The sequence below is a fragment of the Brevibacterium sp. genome (assembly GCF_031179145.1).
Taxonomy (GTDB): Bacteria; Actinomycetota; Actinomycetes; order Actinomycetales; family Brevibacteriaceae; genus Brevibacterium.
In genome coordinates this window covers 18774-33484 of record NZ_JAPSIB010000010.1, presented here as the reverse complement: position 1 = coordinate 33484, position 14711 = coordinate 18774, and the positions used below count along the sequence as shown (strand labels likewise).

Annotated in this window: 13 protein-coding genes and 1 pseudogene; 2 read left to right on the top strand and 12 right to left on the bottom strand. The window is 65.6% G+C overall.

Features of this window, described 5'->3' with window-relative positions; genetic code table 11:
- From RIT73_RS08970 to RIT73_RS08925, 10 genes and pseudogenes are all read right to left on the bottom strand, one after another.
- Window positions 1-639: pseudogene (locus RIT73_RS08970) on the bottom strand (hypothetical protein); the annotation flags it as partial.
- The gene (gene nadD, locus RIT73_RS08965) at window positions 632-1237 is read right to left on the bottom strand and encodes a nicotinate-nucleotide adenylyltransferase (protein WP_309131730.1); all 606 of its coding nucleotides are present in this window, start codon (window positions 1235-1237) and stop codon (window positions 632-634) included. The gene nadD and the pseudogene RIT73_RS08970, both read right to left, overlap by 8 nt.
- Window position 1238: 1 nt before the next feature.
- Entirely contained in the window at window positions 1239-1400 is a 162-nt protein-coding gene (locus RIT73_RS08960; RefSeq protein WP_309131729.1) for a hypothetical protein, read from the bottom strand.
- 175 nt (window positions 1401-1575) lie between these two features.
- A complete protein-coding gene (locus tag RIT73_RS08955; protein WP_309131728.1) occupies window positions 1576-2865 on the bottom strand; it encodes a glutamate-5-semialdehyde dehydrogenase in 1290 nt (429 codons plus the stop codon).
- Window positions 2866-2868: 3 nt separating this feature from the next.
- Window positions 2869-4029, bottom strand: coding sequence for a glutamate 5-kinase (gene proB / locus RIT73_RS08950; RefSeq protein WP_309131727.1), 1161 nt, complete (start codon window positions 4027-4029; stop codon window positions 2869-2871).
- Window positions 4026-5717, bottom strand: coding sequence for a GTPase ObgE (gene obgE / locus RIT73_RS08945; protein ID WP_309131726.1), 1692 nt, complete (start codon window positions 5715-5717; stop codon window positions 4026-4028). The genes proB and obgE overlap by 4 nt, the downstream gene beginning before the upstream one ends.
- Before the next feature lie 98 nt (window positions 5718-5815).
- Complete coding sequence (gene rpmA, locus RIT73_RS08940; RefSeq protein WP_309131725.1) at window positions 5816-6067, bottom strand: 50S ribosomal protein L27; 252 nt, start codon at window positions 6065-6067, stop codon at window positions 5816-5818.
- 15 nt (window positions 6068-6082) lie between these two features.
- Window positions 6083-6391, bottom strand: coding sequence for a 50S ribosomal protein L21 (gene rplU, locus RIT73_RS08935; RefSeq protein WP_309131724.1), 309 nt, complete (start codon window positions 6389-6391; stop codon window positions 6083-6085).
- 208 nt (window positions 6392-6599) lie between these two features.
- The gene (locus RIT73_RS08930; RefSeq protein WP_309131723.1) at window positions 6600-6917 is read right to left on the bottom strand and encodes a chorismate mutase; all 318 of its coding nucleotides are present in this window, start codon (window positions 6915-6917) and stop codon (window positions 6600-6602) included.
- A 45-nt stretch (window positions 6918-6962) separates the two neighbouring features.
- Window positions 6963-8528 carry an alanine/glycine:cation symporter family protein gene (locus tag RIT73_RS08925; RefSeq protein ID WP_309131722.1) on the bottom strand — a complete coding sequence of 522 codons (1566 nt, stop codon included), beginning with the start codon at window positions 8526-8528 and terminating at the stop codon, window positions 6963-6965.
- Window positions 8529-8697: 169 nt separating this feature from the next.
- Between RIT73_RS08925 and RIT73_RS08920 the strand changes: the two genes are divergently transcribed.
- Window positions 8698-9768: an SPFH domain-containing protein gene (locus tag RIT73_RS08920; RefSeq protein WP_309131721.1), complete on the top strand. Its 1071-nt coding sequence runs from the start codon at window positions 8698-8700 to the stop codon at window positions 9766-9768.
- 173 nt (window positions 9769-9941) lie between these two features.
- On the opposite strand, the gene RIT73_RS08915 is transcribed toward RIT73_RS08920, so the two are convergent.
- Entirely contained in the window at window positions 9942-13139 is a 3198-nt protein-coding gene (locus RIT73_RS08915) for an Rne/Rng family ribonuclease (protein ID WP_309131720.1), read from the bottom strand.
- Window positions 13140-13419: 280 nt separating this feature from the next.
- Here RIT73_RS08915 and RIT73_RS08910 point away from each other — a divergent pair, with 280 nt between their 5' ends.
- The gene (locus RIT73_RS08910; protein ID WP_309131719.1) at window positions 13420-14064 is read left to right on the top strand and encodes a vitamin K epoxide reductase family protein; all 645 of its coding nucleotides are present in this window, start codon (window positions 13420-13422) and stop codon (window positions 14062-14064) included.
- Window positions 14065-14255: 191 nt separating this feature from the next.
- Here RIT73_RS08910 and ndk read toward each other — a convergent pair whose 3' ends face one another.
- Window positions 14256-14669: a nucleoside-diphosphate kinase gene (gene ndk / locus RIT73_RS08905; RefSeq protein WP_309131718.1), complete on the bottom strand. Its 414-nt coding sequence runs from the start codon at window positions 14667-14669 to the stop codon at window positions 14256-14258.
- Between the last annotated feature and the right edge of the window lie 42 nt (window positions 14670-14711).

Below are 14711 nucleotides of genomic sequence, written 5' to 3'. Positions count from 1 at the left end.
CGAGTCGACAGGAGTGGGCCTGGGTGCCGAGTCCGGAGTCACCGGAGCCTCGAAATCCCGGGCGGCGACTTCGTCGGACGCTCCCCCGAAACCGGCGGTGTCATACGATTCGTGCTCAGCAGGCTCGTCGCTGTGTTCGTCGGGACCGGCGATGACCGGGATCGCACCGGTGGACAGGTCACCCCGAGCGGACAGACCGTGCTCGCGGAGGTATCTCTTGCGTTCGGCGCGGGTCTCGAAGTGCGGCAATGGGGCGCGCTGGGGATCAAGACGATCCTCGGCGCTCACCGGTGGCCGGGTCTCCTGCGGATGATCAGAGGCCAACGCTCCACGTTCGTGGACCTGGCGCGGCGCCGGCGCGGGGTCGAGCGGTGGCGCTGTCGCGGGATCGAGCGCTGGCGTTGTCGTCGTCGACGACGGGTCAGAGGAGTCGCCCTCCGCTGCGGACGCATCGTCACGGGACGCCGCATCCTCGGACGGGCTCGCCGGAGGTTCGGCCGGGTTCAGCAACTCGGCCCGGGAGGGTCCGCCGGAATCGCTCGGCTGCTCAGGGGTCGAACGTGCCTCGAACGCCTGCTCTGCCGCCAACCGTTCGGCTTCCCGCCTTTCACGACGTGACGTGAAGTGCTCCTCAGCCATTCTCACTCCTGTACAACTCGTATTTCGCGATGTACTGAACAACCCCATCCGGCACGAGGTACCAGACCGGCGATCCCTCCATCACCCGTTGTCTGCAATCCGTGGACGAGATCGACAGTGCCGGAATCTGCACCAGGCTCAACCTGTCCACCGGGAGGCCCTCACCATGCAGTTCGTGCCCCGGTCGGCTCACTCCGACGAAGTGCGCCAAGGAAAACAGCTCATCCACATTCTTCCACGTCAGAATCTGAGCCAAAGCATCCGCGCCGGTGATGAAGTACATCTCTGTGTCGGATCCGTAGATTCTCGACAGATCGCGCAGAGTGTCGATGGTGTACGTGGGGCCCGGGCGGTCGACGTCGACTCGGGAGACCGTGAAGCGCGGATTCGATGCGGTGGCGACCACCGTCATCAGATACCTGCTCTCGGCGTCGGTGACTTCCCGGACGTCCTTCTGGTACGGACGACCCGTGGGGACGAAGACGACCTCATCGAGGTCGAAGGTCGCCTGGACCTCTGAGGCGGCGACGAGGTGGCCGTTGTGGATGGGGTCGAAGGTGCCGCCCATGACACCGACCCGGCGGGGTTGTTTTGCCATATCAGTGGCGGAAGGCGATGCCCTTCCAGGACCGGCTCACGACCGCCATCGAGATCAAGATCGACAGGGTGATGAGACCGTAGAGGATCGGCGCCATCGCCGGTTCGGCGTGGGCGGCATGTTCGGTGCCTTCGGCAGCTGCTGCGAGAAGAGCGGCGTTCACTGGTGTACTCCTTTGCGAGACTTCCGACGCGGATGCGTCTGCGATGCTGGAACAAGTTTCTCACGAACTCGACGACAAACGGGTATCGACATAGCGTGACGGTCAGGACGCGACCGAGGAGACCCTCGACCCGAAGAGCGCAGGTGGGCGCGGAGTCGATGCATCCGGCCGGGTCTCAGATTCTGACCTGACCGTTGCCGACCATCACCCATTTGGTGGTGGTCAGCTGTTCGACGCCCATCGGACCGCGAGCATGCAGCTTCTGCGTGGAGATGCCCACCTCGGCGCCGAACCCCAGTTCCCCGCCGTCGGTGAAGCGGGTGGACACGTTCACGCCGACAGCCGCGGCGTCGATCCCTGTGACGAAGGTCTCCGCATTGTCGATGTCCTTGGTCACGATCACCTCGGTGTGTCCGGAGGTGTAGGCGCGGATGTGGTCGATCGCCTCGTCGATGCCGGAGACGATCTTCACCGCGAGCTCCAGGTCGAGATACTCCTTCGCCCAGTCCCGGCGGGAGACCTTTCGGATCTTCATCGATTCGGGAGCCAGCTGGGCGACGTCGGCATCGGCATGGACGATGACGCCGGCCGTCTCGAGGCGTTCGAGGATCTTCGGCAGAACCCGCCTCGCCGCCTTCTCGTGGACGAGCAGGGTCTCCAGCGAGTTGCACACACTGGGCCGATGGGTCTTCGAGTTGAGCACGAGGTCGACGGCGGTCTTGACCGTGGCCGAGGAGTCGATGAACATGTGCACGTTGCCGATCCCGGTTTCGATGACGGGCACGATCGACTCCTGCACGACCTTGTTGATCAGTTCCGCGCCACCCCGAGGGATGAGGAGGTCGACGTAGTCGCGGGCATTCATCAGCACGCTCGCGCCGTCGCGACCGTACTGATCGATCCCGTTGACCGTGTCGACGGGCAGGCCGGCGGATTCGACCGCTCGGCGCATGATCGAGATGATCTCGCTGTTCGACTTCTCGGCGGCGGATCCGCCGCGCAGCACTGTCGCGTTGCCGGCCTTGAGGGCGAGGATCGCGATGTCGACGGTGACGTTGGGACGGGCCTCATAGATCGCCCCGATGACTCCCATCGGCACCCGGGTCTGCGTCAGGCGGATCCCGTTGGGCAGGGTCCGGCCGACGACGATGTTGCCCACCGGATCATCGAGGTCGATGACCTTCTCCACCGAGGCGGCGATGGCCTCGATGCGCTCCTCGCTCAGGCTGAGACGGTCGAGCAGGGCTGCGCTCAGGCCGCCCGCCTCGCCGGCCGCCAGATCGGCTTCGTTGGCGGTGAGGATCTTCGCGGAGTGTGTCCGCAGCCCGTCGGCGATGGCCTGCAGGGCGGCGTTCTTCTCCGCGGTCGACGCGGTGGCCAGCTGAGCGGCGGCGCTCTTGGCGTTCCGGGCCACCCGCGTGACGCCACGGACGGTCTTCGGGTGGATGTCGGATGCAGCGCTCATGAACTATCCCCTCCCGCTCACCTGGGTGAGCACGAGATCGTTGCGGTGGATGACCTCTTTACGGTAGTCACTTCCGAGCCGGGTTCCAAGTTCGTCGGTGGAGAAGCCGAACATGGCGGGCAGCTCGGCCGAGGAGAAGTTCGTCATGCCGCGGGCGATGACCTCACCGTCGAGATTCCTGATTTCGACAGGGTCACCTGCTTCGAAGTCGCCGTCGACCCCGGTCACTCCCGCGGCGAGCAGCGAGGTGCCCCGCGATCGGACGGCCGCCTCGGCGCCGCGGTCGATCGTCACCGCTCCATTGGTCTTCGCCAGGTGCCGGAGCCACAGCAGGCGCGTCCCGCGGCGGCGGTGGGTGACGGAGAACCATGTGCCGACGTCCTCACCCTCGAGGGCGGAGGTGACGTTGTCCGCCGAGGTGAGCACCGCGGGGATCCCGGAATCGGCAACCATGAGTGCGGCTTCGACCTTCGTCGCCATGCCCCCGGTGCCGGTGCCTGCGGTGCCGACTCCCCCGACGGCGACGTCATTGAGGGCCGCGGGGCCGCTGACGTGGTCGATGCGGTGGGAGTCGACCAGATGCGGCGGTCCCGAGTAGAGGGCGTCGACGTCGGAGAGGAGGATCAGCGCGTCGGCGTGGGTGAGGTGGGCGACGAGGGCGGCGAGGCGGTCGTTGTCGCCGAACCGGATCTCCTCGGTGGCCACGGCGTCGTTCTCGTTGACGATGGGCAGGGTGCCCAGGGTCAGGAGTCTGTCGATCGCTCGCTGGGCGTTGCGGTAGTGGGTGCGCCGGATCAGGTCGTCGGCGGACAGCAGCACCTGACCGGGGACGATGTCGAAGCGGCCGAGCGCTCGAGCATAAGCGGCCATGAGCAGTCCCTGCCCGACGCCGGCCGCGGCCTGCTGGGTCGCCAGGTCTCGGGGCCTGCGCTTCAGCCCCATCGGTTCGAGTCCGGCCGCGATCGCGCCGGAGGACACGAGGATGATCTCGTGGCCGCGGGCGCGGTGGGCACCGATGGCGTCGGTCAGTGCGACGAGGCGCGACTCGTCGAGTCCGCCATCGAGCGTCGTCAGCGATGAGGAGCCGACCTTGACGACGACGCGTTTTGCGCCGGCGATGTGCGCGCGGATCTCAGCCGTCGCACCCGAACATGTCTCCCTCACCGCTGATCGGACTCCGGTTCGTCGGCAGTCCGATCCGCTTCCGCCGAGGTGGGGGTCGAGTTCGCCGAGGTGGAGACAGCTTCCGCCGAGGTGGGGGTCGAGTTCGCCGAGGTGGAGACAGCTTCCGCCGAGGTGGGGGTCGAGTTCGCCGAGGTGGAGGCAGCTTCCGCCGACGTGCCCCGACCGGAGCGTTCGGCCAAACGTTCGGCTTCGATCTCCGCGCGCGCGGCGGCCTTCGCGTCCATTCGTTCGTGATAGGAGGCTTTGCGTTCCCGGCGGGTGGAGCGGACGTCCTCTTCGAGGCGCAGGTCAGATCCGCGGGAGCCGAGGAGTTCGGCACCGCCGACGCTGGTCGGATCCCAATCGAAGACGACCCCGTCCTCACCGCCGATGACCACGGTGTCGCCGGGCTTGGCTCCGGCCTTGAACAGAGACTCCTCCACGCCGAGGCGCTCGAGGCGGTCGGCAAGGTAGCCCACGGCTTCGTCGTTGGCGAAGTCGGTCTGAGTCACCCAGCGTTCGGGCTTCTCGCCGCGGACGCGGAAGAGGGGACCCTCCGGGCTCTCCTCCCGGCGCACCTCGAAGCCGCGATCGTCAACGGCCTTGGGGCGGATGACGAGGCGCTTCGGAATCGCCTCGAGTTCAGCTCGGCGCGTCCGTTCGGCGACGACGAGCTCGGCCATCGCGAAGGAGATCTCGCGCAGACCGGTGTGGCTGACGGCAGAGACCTCGAACACCCGGTAGCCGGCGGCCTCGAGGTCGGGGCGCACGATGTCGGCGAGGTCTCGGCCGTCAGGGATGTCGATCTTGTTGAGCGCGACGAGCTTCGGTCGCTCCGACAGCGGCAGCAGACCGTTGCCCTGGTCGAGGTCGACGGCATAGGCGTCGAGTTCCGACTCGATCACCTCGAGGTCGGAGACGGGGTCTCGGCCGGGCTCCCAGGTCGCCATGTCGATGACGTGGACGAGTGCCGCGCAGCGTTCGACGTGGCGCAGGAATTCGAGCCCCAGCCCCTTGCCCTCGGAGGCTCCGGGGATCAGCCCGGGGACGTCGGCGACGGTGAATCGGACGTCGCCCGCCTCGACGACGCCGAGGTTGGGCACGAGGGTGGTGAACGGGTAGTCGGCGATCTTCGGCTTGGCCGAGGAGAGCGCGGCGATGAGGCTGGATTTGCCGGCCGAGGGGTAGCCGACGAGCGCGATGTCGGCGATCGTCTTGAGCTCGAGCACGAGGGTGACGGTCTCACCGGGCTCACCCAGCAATGCGAAGCCAGGAGCTTTGCGCTTGTTCGACGCCAGGGCGGCGTTGCCGAGCCCGCCCCGGCCTCCGGCCGCGGCGATGTACTCGGTGCCGGCTCCGACGAGGTCGGCGATGATGTCGCCGGACTGGTTCTTCACCACCGTGCCCTCGGGCACAGGCACGACGAGATCGCCGCCGTCGGCGCCGTGGCGCAGATCGCCCTTGCCGATGCCGCCGTCGGTCGCCCGCAGATGGGGGCGGTGATGGAGGGGAAGCAGAGTGGTGGTCTGGGTGTCGACGACGAACCTGATGTCACCGCCGGATCCGCCGTTGGCCCCGTCGGGACCGCCGAGGGGTTTGAACTTCTCGCGCCTGATCGAGGCACAGCCGTTCCCGCCGTCTCCGGCGCGCAGATGAACTGTGACACGATCAATGAACTCGGTGGCCATAATGTCCTTATATCAGATGAAGGGTGAGTCACAGGACTCACCCTTCATGGACCCCTGACGGGGAAAATCAGTTGTTGAACGATTCAGCTGCGGCGCGCTCAGGCGCCGACGATGCTCACGATCTTGCGACCGTTGCGCGTGCCGAATTCGACAGCCCCTGCGGACAGGGCGAAGAGAGTGTCATCTCCTCCGCGTCCGACGTTGGTGCCCGGGTGGAACTTGGTTCCGCGCTGGCGCACGATGATCTCGCCGGCCTTGACGACCTGCCCGCCGAAGCGCTTGACACCGAGGTACTGGGGGTTCGAGTCGCGACCGTTGCGAGTCGAGCTGACTCCCTTTTTGCTTGCCATTTCGTGAAACTCCTCTTACTTGATGTTCGTGATCTTCAGACGGGTGAGGTCCTGGCGGTGGCCCTGACGCTTCTTGTAACCGGTCTTGTTCTTGTACTTCTGAATCACGATCTTGGGACCGCGGAGTTCACCGACGACCTCGGCGTTGACGGACACCTTGGACAGGGCATCTGCGTCAGTCGTGACTGAGTCGCCGTCGACAAGAAGCACGGCATCGAGTTCGACGCTGTCTCCGGCCTTCGCCTTCATACGGTTGACTGTGATGATGTCTCCGACGCTGACCTTCTCCTGATGGCCACCGGCACGGACAATGGCATAGACCATGGTCGAACCCTTTCTGCATATACACAAACGAACGGCGGTTGATCCCTTGGCTCCCGCGAAGACGGTTCCCCGCGGGCGTCCCATTGAGAGGAAACACCTGCCGTGGTGCTTCAAGCGCACCGACGCTCAATTCTAGTCCAGAGAACTCACTGCGGGCAAACCGAAGCCTCAGCGGCTCTCGGCGGGGGCTGCGGCTCTCTTGGGGAGGTCAGCGGCCCTCGGCGATCCGTTCGTGCCGGTGGATCACCTCGGCGACGATGAAGGCGAGGAACTTCTCTGCGAACTCCGGGTCGAGCTGGGACTCTTCGGCGAGTCTGCGCAGCCGGGCCACCTGGCGGTTCTCCCGATCAAGATCCGCAGGCGGCAGCCCGTGGTCGGCCTTGAGCTCGCCCACGGACTGAGTCAGCTTGAAGCGCTCGGCCAGGAGATGGACGAGCGCCGCGTCGATGTTGTCAATGCTGCCCCGCAGCTCGAGCAGTCGCTGCTCAGCGCGGGCGGTGTCGTTGTCGATGTCAAAGTGATCCACGCCCACCAGTCTAACGATGGACGTGGATCACCAGGATCACGATGCTCAGATCCGGTCACGATCGTCGACGGGAACGGCGTCGACGGTGTCGGGGTCGTTGAGCGTGCCCGCCTTGCGATCGGCGAGGTACTTCTTCATCTCCTTCTTCACCACCGGCATCAGGATGTAGAGGCCGAGGATGTTGATGAACGCACACATGAACAGTGCCGCATCGGCGAACTCGACGACCTTGCTGAAGGTCGCCACACAACCGATGACCACGAAGATGCAGACCAGGCTGCGGAACACCATGACGGTCGTCTTCGACCGCCCGAAGAGGTAGCTCCACGCCTGCTCCCCGTAGTAGGCCCAGGTGATGAGCGTCGAGAAGGCGAACAGCGCCACCGCGATGGCGAGCAGGATCGGATACCAGTCAGCCACCGTGGTGAAGGCGTCCGACGCCAGAGCCACTCCGCCGATCTCACCCTCGCCGAGGTCCTCACGGTAGGAGGGTTGGTTGGCGACGATGATCGTCAGTGCGGTCATGGTGCAGATGACGACGGTGTCGATGAAGGGCTCGAGGAGCGCGACGAATCCCTCCGAGACAGGCCTGCGGGTCTTGACCGCCGAGTGGGCGATCGGCGCCGAGCCGATGCCCGCTTCATTGGAGAACGCCGAGCGCTGGAAGCCGATGATCATCACGCCGACGATGCCGCCCGTGATCCCCTGCGGGTCGAAGGCACCGCGGAAGATCTCGGCGATCGCTTCGGGGATCTGGCCGAAATTCATAGCCAGGACCAGCAGGCAGGACAGAACGTAGAACACACCCATTCCGGGGACCAGCTTGCCGGTCACCCGTCCGATCGACTTGATTCCGCCGATGATGACCAGTCCGACGAGGACGGCGAACAGGATGCCGAAGATGAGTCCTGCCCAGGGCCCACCGAGCAGTCCGTCGGTGCCTCCGGTAGCCGTGCGGACCTGCGCGAAAGTCTGGTTCGACTGGAACATACCGCCGCCGACAACCCCGAAGACGAGGATGGCCACCGCGAAGAGTCCGGTCAGTGCGGTGGCGACCGGACGGGAGAATCGGCGAAAGGCGACGGGCAGATACTTGAACGGGCCGCCGTGGACGACACCGTTCTCGTCGATCTCGCGGTACTTCACACCCAGCGTGCATTCGACGAACTTGGTGCACATGCCGAGCAGCCCGGCGATGATCATCCAGAAGGTGGCACCGGGTCCGCCGAGGGCGATGGCGACTCCGACGCCGGCGATGTTGCCCAGCCCCACAGTGCCGGAGACTGCCGAGGACAGTGCCTGGAAGTGCGTGACCTCCCCCGGATCGTCGGGAAGGTTGTGTTTTCCGCGCACGATCTCGAACGACAGCCCGAACCCGCGGAACTGAACGAATCCGAAGTAAACGGTGAAGATGAGCGCCGCCGCGACCAGCCACAGCACCACGAACGGGAAGCTCACCTCTCCGATTGTGATCGGAAAGAAGATGACGGTGCCGAACGCGGTGGCGATCGGCTCGAACCAGGAATTGATGGCGTCGTCGACCGGTGATGACGGGGCGACGTCGGCCAGGATGGCTGTGGGCGGATGTGCGCCTGAAAGATAGGTGTCCATGTCGCTATAACTTTCCCTATCGGTCACCCGGCTTCAAGCACTATGGCCCGTCCAGCTGAGACCTTTACCCAAATGTAATCTGGGTCACACTCTGAGAGCGTCTTTCGGGGAGCAGGAGATCGCTGGGACAAGACCGATTGTGATTTCGTCGAGGCTCTAGACTGGCGGCATGACACAGAATCCCCACCCTCCCCCATTTCCGCCCGCTCATCAGTCGCCCCGCCAGCACGCGCCGAGCCAGCAGGGGCCCAACCCGCAGGGACCGAGCCAGCAGGGGCCCAACCCGCAGGGACCGAGCCAGCAGGGCCCGGGACGCCCACCGGTGCTCCGCTCCCCCGAAGGCGAACGCGTCCGCGAACGTCCCGCCGGAGCCGTCTCCGGGTACTTCGCGATCGTCGCCGCCGTCGTGCTCCTCGTCCTCGCCCTGCTGACAGGGGCGTTCGGCTTCTTCCTCACCTTCGCCCAGCCGGGTGCGGGGATCGGACTGATCATCGCCGGGATCATCATGTTCATCGCCTCGATGTTCCTCTTCAAAGGCTGCATCTCCGTGGCACCCGGACAGGCCGTGGTCCTCCAGCTCTACGGCAAGTACGTCGGCACGGTCCGCCAGTCGGGACTTCGATTCGTCAATCCCCTGTTCACCAAGAATCTGGTCTCGACTCGTATCCGCAACCATGAGACCTCGACGCTCAAGGTCAACGACCTCGACGGCAATCCGATCGAGATCGGCGCGGTGGTCGTCTGGCAGGTCCGGGACACGGCGCAGGCGACGTTCGAGGTCGACGACTTCGAGGAGTTCGTCGCCATTCAGGCGGAGACCGCGGTCCGCCACATCGCCAACTCCTACGCATACGACTCGTCCGACTCGAACCGGATGTCGCTGAAGGACAACGCCGATGAGATCACGTCGAAGCTGTCCGAGGAGGTGGCCGCGCGTGTCACCGCCGCCGGGGTGACGGTCATCGAGTCCCGGATCACTCAGCTCGCCTACGCTCCCGAGATCGCCCGCGCGATGCTGCAGAGGCAGCAGGCGACCGCCGTGGTGGCCGCGCGCCAGCTGATCGTCGAAGGGGCTGTCGGCATGGTCGAGACCGCGATCGAGGAGATCGAGAGCCGCGGCATCGTCACCCTGGGCCATTCCGAGCGCAGCGACCTCGTGTCCAACCTCATGATCGTCCTGTGCGGGGACCAAGCGGCGCAGCCGACGATCAGCACCAGCCGGAACCAGAAGTCCGGGTAAGCCGGAACCAGACGTCCGGCTGAGCCGGATGCGAAGAGGCGCCGGGCCCGGTGGATGACATCCATCGGGCCCGGCGCCTTCGTCTGCCGGGACGTTCTGTCTGAGATCGGGACTCAGCCCGTGATCACAGCCAACGATTCGCTCTCGGAGCTCTCAGCCCTCGCTTGAGGCTCTCAGTCCTCGCCGATGATGACGAACGACGAGGGCAGGGTTTCCTTCGCGGGCTCGGGCTGTGCCTGGACCGTCGGCTTCCGCCGCCGAGGTGCCGTGGCCGGTTCCGCCACAGCGACCTTCGTCGTGGTGTCCGCGCCGATCATCAGCGGCATCTCCCCAGCCGGCTCGGCCGCAGCCTTCGTCTCGTGCCGCTGCGTCTCGTGCTGCTGCGTCTCGCGTCCTCGGCTCTCGGATCGACGAGCACGGCCCGACCGGCCCTCGCCCGACGACGTGTCCGCAGAGGATCCCGAGGCTGTGTCGGCAGCGGACGCGGTGCTCGACTCCGCAGCCGGCTCGGTGGCCGAGTCGGCAGCGGAGTCGCCCGTCGACTTGGACCGGTTCGAACGGCGTCGGCCGCTCTTCGACGAACGCCGCGACTGCTCCTTGGAGCCCCTGTCGTCCTGAGACCGCCCCCGCGACTTCTCATCACCGGACTGCACCTCATCGGATGGCTGAAGGTCGTCATCGGACCCCTCCGCGGAGACTTCATCCTTCTTCAGGGTCGCTTTGGCGATCGCCGCCACGGCCGAGCGCGAAGCGTCGACCGTCACTGGCTCGGCCTCCGGCTCCGACTTCTTCGGAGAGGAATCCGAACGACGCTTCCGGTCACGCTTTCCGCCGGCGTTGGAGTTCGAGTTGGACGAACTGGAGCCGAAGCTGGCTGCCTTCGATCCATCCTCTTCGGAGCCGGGCAGGAGCAGTCCCCGACCCGACAGGTCATGACCGGCGGACACCAACGATTCGGCCAGGCCCGTGCCGATGCGCTTGCGGGTCATCTGGACGAGACCCAGCGAAGTCACCTCGGCGACCTGGTGCTTGGTCCGGTCACGTCCGAGGCATTCGACCAGACGACGCACCACGAGGTCGCGGTTGGATTCGAGGACCATGTCGATGAAGTCGACGACGATGATGCCGCCGATGTCGCGCAGGCGCAACTGCCGGATGACCTCCTCGGCGGCCTCGAGGTTGTTGCGGGTGACCGTCTCCTCGAGGTTTCCTCCGGCGCCGGTGAACTTGCCGGTGTTGACGTCGATGACGGTCATGGCTTCGGTCCGGTCGATGACGAGGGACCCTCCCGAAGGCAGGTTCACGGTCCGGCTGAGGGCCTTCTGGATCTGCTCCTCGACGCGGTAGTGGTCGAAGATGTCCTCGTCGCCCGAGTAGCGGTGCACACGATCGAGCAGGTCGGGAGCTACTGCTTCGACGTATTCGTGGATCGTGTTCCAGGCTCCGTCGCCATCGATGACGAGCGAGTTGAAGTCCTCGTTGAAGACGTCGCGGATGATCCGCACGATCATGTCGGGCTCACTGTAGAGCAGCTGCGGAGCGAGCACCTTCGTCGACTTCGACTTCTTCTCGATGGTCTCCCAGCGCTTGGCCAATCGCTCGACGTCGCGTCCGAGCTCCTTGTCCGAGGCGCCTTCGGCAGCCGTGCGGACGATGACTCCGGCAGAATCGCCCACCAGGTCCTTGAGCAGCTTCTTCAGCCGGGATCGCTCGACGTCGGGCAGCTTCCGTGAGATGCCTGTCATCGAGCTTCCGGGCACATAGACGAGGAACCGTCCTGGCAGGGAGATCTGGCTGGTCAGGCGGGCGCCCTTGTGACCGACGGGGTCTTTGGTGACCTGGACGAGCACGGCATCGCCGGGGCTGAGCGCGAGCTCGATCCGCCGCGTCTTGCCCTCCATCCCGAGCGCGTCCCAGTTCACCTCACCGGCGTAGAGGACTGCGTTGCGTCCCTTCCCGATGTCGATGAAGGCAGCCTCCATGCTCGGCAGGACGTTCTGGACCTTGCCCAGGTAGACGTTGCCGATGAGCGAGGACTGCTGCCGGTTCTCCTTGAGGTAGTGCTCGACGGCGATGCCGTCCTCGACGACGACCAGCTGCGTCTGCTCCCCGGATTCGCGGACCAGCATTGTCCGCTCCACGGATTCGCGCCGAGCGAGGAACTCGGCTTCCGTGATCACCGGACGTCGGCGGCCGGCCTCGCGACCCTCCTTGCGACGCTGACGCTTGGCTTCGAGTCGAGTCGAGCCCTTGAGCGAGGTGACTTCGTCACTGTCGGCGCCACGGGTGCGGGAGCGGCGACGACGCCTGCGACGCGAACCGTTCTCGTCGTCGTCGCCGTCATCGTCAGTGTCCTGGTCCGACCTGTCGGTCTGACTCTCGTTCCTGTCGCGGCCGGACCTGTCCTGCTCGGACCTGTCCTGCTCGGACTTGTCATGATCACTCTTGTCCTGCTCGGACCTGCCCTGATCAGTCTTGTCCTGGCCGTCCCGATCCTGCCTGTTCCGATCCTGACCGGATGACTTCTTCTCGGACCGCTTCCGACCCGACGAGGCGCCTTCGGTGCGTGAATCGGATTCGGGGTCCTCGTCCTGAGACGGAGCCGACTCGCCGGTGTCCGAGTCCTTGCCGGCCTCGTCCCGGTTGTCATCACGACCGCGCGAGCGCCGACCGCGACCGCCGCGACGGCGGCGACGACCGCCGTCATTCGCGTCTGCGTCGTCGGAGTCGGGGCGACTTCGGTCGGACTCGGCGGTGTCAGGTTCGTCGACGTCGTAGTCGTCGTAGGTGTCCTCGTCCTCGTCCTCGGTCACGACCACCTCGGCGAGTTCGGCCTGGGGGACCTGGAAGATCAGACCGCCGGCCGGCGGGACCGGGGCTGCCGGTCGCGGAGCAGGCGCCGGGGCGGGGGCCACGGCGAAAGGATTGCGGGGGTCGAAAGCAGGTGCCGGGGTGGTGTGATCCTCGACGTCCGAGCTGTCCTCGTCGTCGAGCTCGGCAGCGTCGTCCTCCGGGTCGACTTCCTCGGAGTCGACGTCTTCGGAGTCGCTGTCTTCGGAGTCGCTGTCTTCGGCCGCTGATTCTCGCACGAACTGCTCGAAGACGAGTCCGCGATTGGCCACGGCGCTGCTGGCCTTGCGTGGGGCCCGACGCCCGGTGCCGCGGTCGGCGGAATCGGACTCGGATTCCTCGTCCGGTTCGGACTCGCGCAGCGACTGCGCGGCCTCGGCGATGCGGTCGAGGCGCTCTTGGATGCTCTCGACGTCACGGTCCTGGGAATTGTCATCGGCCGCAGCTGCCACCTGCAGATTGGCCAGATCGGCGAGGATGCCCTCTGTCGGGTCGTTGCCCTCGTTCGACGAATCGCTCATCATTACTCCTGGCCGAAGTCTCCGCTCACACCCTGCGGACCTTCGGTTCCTTGCATGGTCCTTCGGGGACCGAAACTTGTGGATGTCATGTCCAGCTCGCGCTCGGCGCGTAGGCTTTCGATGCTGCCTCGTCTTCGTGTCGACCTGCGAGGTCGTACCCTCGGCTCGGTGGAGGCACTTCTCTCATTCGGTGTGGGAACGAGTATCCGTCACAACATTATGTCACAGATTCGGGATCGGCCGTTTGCCGCAGGGTCGGCGCGGGGGGCATTCTTGGAGGGTGAACTCTGCAGAATCGCTCGTCGACGACGCGCCAGACGTCTCCCCTCAGCCCTGGGTGCTGCGGTCGGTGCCCTTCGGCATCTTCCTCGTGGCCACGGCGGTCATCGGCTTCCTCGCGTCATTCGCTCTGTCCGTGGAGAAGTACGAGAAGCTCGAGAACCCGCAGGCGGTTCTCTCGTGCGACCTCAACCCGTTCTTCTCCTGCGGATCCGTGATGGAGGCGACGCAGAGTCAGATCTTCGGCTTCCCGAATCAGCTCCTGGGCATCGGGGCCTTCATCTTCCCTCTCTTCGTCGGCGTGCTGCTCCTGGCTGGGGTCAGGCTGCCGGGGTGGATCATGGTCGGGCTCAACATCGGGCTGGCCCTCGGCGTGGTCCTCGTGATGTACCTGTTCTACAGCTCGATCTACGTCATCGGCGTCGGGTGCCCCTGGTGCATGGTCGTGTGGACGGTGACGATACCCCAGTTCTGTGCGGTGACTGCTCGCAACGCGCTGGCCGGTGACCTCGGCCGTGGTCTCTCCGAGAACACCATGGTCCGGGTGATCGCGAAGGAGAACGTGGCGATCTCCGTTCTCTGGCTGCTCATCATCGCAGCCTGCGTCGCCGTCCAATTCTGGAACTTCTTCTCCACCCTGTTCTGAGGACAGGGCTTCAGCGTTCTGAGGTCAGGGCTTCAGCGGGCTCGAGAACACGACGTTCCGCGGTCCGGACTTCGGCGGACCTCGGGACGGATTTCGGGCACTCCGCGTCGAGGAAATCTGCTTTCCCACGGCCCGAAGTGCCCGAAATCTGCCGACTGCGGCTCCACCGTCGTCGGTTCAGCGCGTTCCGCTCAGTTTGGGAACCAGATGGCGATCTCACGCTCTGCGGACTCGACGGAGTCCGAGCCGTGGACGAGGTTCTTCTGCACCTTCTCGCCCCAGTCACGGCCGAGGTCCCCGCGGATGGTGCCGGGAGCGGCTGCGGTGGGATCGGTGGCACCGGCCAGCGAGCGGAACCCTGGGATCACTCCCTGCCCGGAGGCGATGATCGACACGATCGGTCCCTCCGACATGAAGTCGACGAGGGGCTGGTAGAAGGGCTTTCCCTCGTGCTCGGCGTAGTGGGCCGCCAGTTCCTCGGGCTTGGCCTTGCGCAACTGGAGAGCATCGACGGAGTAGCCCTTGGCCTCGATCCGGGCGATGATCTGCCCGACGAGTCCACGTGCGACGCCATCGGGCTTGATGAGAATGAGAGTGCGTTCCATTCCGGTCCTTTCGTTTTCTGGTTCGAGCAACTGTGCCAGCTT